The following is a 2,629-nucleotide window of genomic DNA, read 5'->3' on the forward strand; positions in this document are numbered from 1 at the left end:
CCGCCCCGTCCCCGCCCCGGGAGGAGCGGGCAACGGCGGGGCCCGGCACCCCGGCCGGGTTGCCGAAACGGGTGCCGCGCCGGGTGGAACTCACCGAGCGGCCCACCCGCGAGGCGGTGACCGAGACCACCGACCCGGACGCCTTCTCCGCCGGTTTCCGGAACCTGGGCCGGGCCCTGAGCGCCGGCTACGACCACTCCACCGACGCCGAGAACGACACCGAAGAGGATCGCCATGGCCGATGAGCAGCCCGCACCCACCGCCGACACCACCGACCTGGGCTGGGCCCTGGACCAACTGGCCGCCAAGCCCGGCATCGAGCACGCCCTGCTGTTCACCAGTGACGGCCTGGAGATGGCCCGCTCCCGCCGTCTGGGCAAGGACGAGGCCGACCGCGCCGCCGCCCTCTACTCGGGGCTGATGTCCCTGCAGGCCTCCCTCCAGGGGTTTGAGTCCTTCGACGGACAGGAGTTGAGGCTGCGCCACGTCACCATCGACCTGAAGGCCTTCACGGTGCTGCTGTTCACCGCGGGGGAACGCACCAGTCTGGCGGTGGTGGTGCGCGGGGACTCCACCACCAAGGAGATTCCCGGTGCGGTCACCGATGCCTTGAAGATGATCACCGGGATGAAGCCGGTGCTCGCCGCCCGCGACCGGGCCCGCGGATGAGTCCGCCCTCCGCCCACCGCCGCCGGGGCATGGTGCGGCCCTACGCCGCCGCCGGGGGAAACCTCACCCCCACCCGTTCCACCCTGGACCCCGCCACGCTGCTGATCGCCGACCCCAAGGTGCCCCTGACCGGCCTGGGCGCCTACCCCCACCGGCTGATGGCCCTGTGCCTGCCAGGCGTGCTCTCCGTCGCCGAGGCCGCCGTGCGCCTGGAACTGCCGGTGGCCGTCACCATGCCGATCGCCTCCCGCCTGGTGGACAGCGGCCACCTGGTCGCCCGCGCCCCCTTCGTCCCGGCCGCGGACCGCCACGACCGCGCCTTCCTGGAAAGGATCCTCGATGGACTGCGCAAGCTCTGAGCACCCACCACCAGCCGGTGGTTACGTGCCCGCCGGGGCGGAGGCGGTCAAGATCGTGGTGGTGGGCCCCTTCGCCGTGGGGAAGACCACCCTGGTCGGCGCCGTCTCCGACATCGCCCCCCTGCGCACCGAGGAACGCATGACCAGCGCCGGCGCCATGGTGGACGTGCTGGAACGCCTCGGCGAAAAGGACACCACCACCGTCGCCATGGACTTCGGCCGCACCGCCCTGGCCGAGGACATCGTGCTGTACATCTTCGGTGCCCCAGGTCAGCCCCGCTTCGCCCACATGGTGCGCACCCTGTTGGAGGGCGCGCTGGGCGGCATCGTGATGCTCGACGAACGACGCGTCCACGAGAGCTTCGACGCCATCGACCTGATGGAAACCGCCGGTCTGCCCTACACCGTCGCCGTCAACCACTTCCCCGACACCCCCGCCCACCGGGAGGCGGAACTGCGCGATGCGCTGAGCCTGACCCCCACCACTCCCCTGGTGCGCGTGGACGCCCGGGAGCGGACCTCCGCCACCCGGGCCCTCATCGCGCTGGTCACCCACCTGCTCTCCCGCACCCCGGAGCCGACCCCATGACCCCGCACGCCTCCTTGCCGCGCCTGTTCGGCGACGCATTCGCCGCCGACCCGGAGCCCGCCTACCGGGCGCTGCGCACCGCCGGCCCTGTGGCCTGGGCCGAGATCGCCCCCGGCGTGTACGCCCTGGTCGTCACCGACCACCGGGCCGCGGTGGACCTGCTGACCGACACCGACACCTACAGCAAGGACTCCCGCAGGTGGGCGGCTCTGACCGCCGGGCAGGTGCCGCCCGACAGCCCGGTGCTCGCGCTGATGGCCCACCGCCCGAACCTGCTGTACGCCGACGGCCCGGAACACCGGCGGTTGCGCGGCGCGTTGGAGGACTGCCTGGCCCGTATCGACACCCACCGGCTGCGGGAGATCACCCGTGTCCACGCCGGCCACCTGATCGAGCACCTCGCCCCGGCCGGGCACGCCGAACTGATGGCCCAGTTCGCCGATGTGCTGCCCCTGCTGGTCTTCGCGGACCTCCTGGGCTGTCCCCCGAGTCTGGCGGCCCGCATGGTCGACGCCTGCCACGGCATCATCAACGCCGACCTCGGCGCCCAGCGGGCAGCCGCCGACTTCGCCGCGTGCCTGGGCGAACTGGTCCACCTGAAGAAGACCTCACCCGGCCCGGATTTGTCCTCGTGGCTCCTGGACCACCCGCACGGGCTGAACGACACGGAGGTGGTGGACCAGCTGTTCTGCACGGTGGGCGCCGGCACCATCCCCACCGCCGCCTGGATCGCCTCCGGCCTGGAGCTGCTGCTGCGCGACCACACCTACGCCGGCAACCTGACCGCGGGATCGGTGACCGTGCGCCGAGCCCTGGAACAGGTGCTGTGGACCCGCTCACCGATGGCGAACTTCTCCGTCCACTTCGCCCGCCACGACACCCACCTGCACCGGGTCCCCGTCCCCGCCGGCGTGCCGGTACTCATCAGCCACGCCGCCAGCGGCACCGACCCCGCCCTGCCCACCGGGCTCGGCCACGACAACCGCTCCCACCTCGCGTGGTCGGCCGGCCC

General features: G+C 72.6%; 4 protein-coding genes and 1 pseudogene. All 5 read left to right on the top strand.

Annotation, left to right across the window (positions count from 1 at the left end; translation table 11 throughout):
- Positions 1 to 245 (top strand): annotated as a pseudogene (locus tag FNQ90_RS19165) (hypothetical protein); the annotation flags it as partial.
- Complete coding sequence (locus tag FNQ90_RS19170) at positions 235 to 669, top strand: roadblock/LC7 domain-containing protein (RefSeq protein ID WP_182607504.1); 435 nt, start codon at positions 235 to 237, stop codon at positions 667 to 669. The pseudogene FNQ90_RS19165 and the gene FNQ90_RS19170, both read left to right, overlap by 11 nt.
- Positions 666 to 1,028 carry a DUF742 domain-containing protein gene (locus FNQ90_RS19175; RefSeq protein WP_143623322.1) on the top strand — a complete coding sequence of 121 codons (363 nt, stop codon included), beginning with the start codon at positions 666 to 668 and terminating at the stop codon, positions 1,026 to 1,028. Before FNQ90_RS19170 ends, FNQ90_RS19175 begins: the two co-directional genes overlap by 4 nt.
- On the top strand, positions 1,009 to 1,617 hold the full coding sequence (locus FNQ90_RS19180) for a GTP-binding protein (RefSeq protein WP_182607505.1): 609 nt from the start codon (positions 1,009 to 1,011) through the stop codon (positions 1,615 to 1,617). The genes FNQ90_RS19175 and FNQ90_RS19180 overlap by 20 nt, the downstream gene beginning before the upstream one ends.
- On the top strand, positions 1,614 to 2,629 hold a 1,016-nt coding region (locus tag FNQ90_RS19185; protein WP_182607506.1), incomplete at its 3' end, for a cytochrome P450. The genes FNQ90_RS19180 and FNQ90_RS19185, both read left to right, overlap by 4 nt.

Origin of the sequence: Streptomyces alkaliphilus (genome assembly GCF_014141535.1) — a bacterium.
GTDB lineage: Bacteria > Actinomycetota > Actinomycetes > Streptomycetales > Streptomycetaceae > Streptomyces > Streptomyces alkaliphilus.

What these genes read in the sequence shown, in the direction of transcription:
- FNQ90_RS19170 (WP_182607504.1), top strand. Translation starts at nt 235, where the DNA reads ATGGCCGATGAGCAGCCCGCACCCACCGCCGACACCACCGACCTGGGC.
- FNQ90_RS19175 (WP_143623322.1), top strand. Translation starts at nt 666, where the DNA reads ATGAGTCCGCCCTCCGCCCACCGCCGCCGGGGCATGGTGCGGCCCTAC.
- FNQ90_RS19180 (WP_182607505.1), top strand. Translation starts at nt 1,009, where the DNA reads ATGGACTGCGCAAGCTCTGAGCACCCACCACCAGCCGGTGGTTACGTG.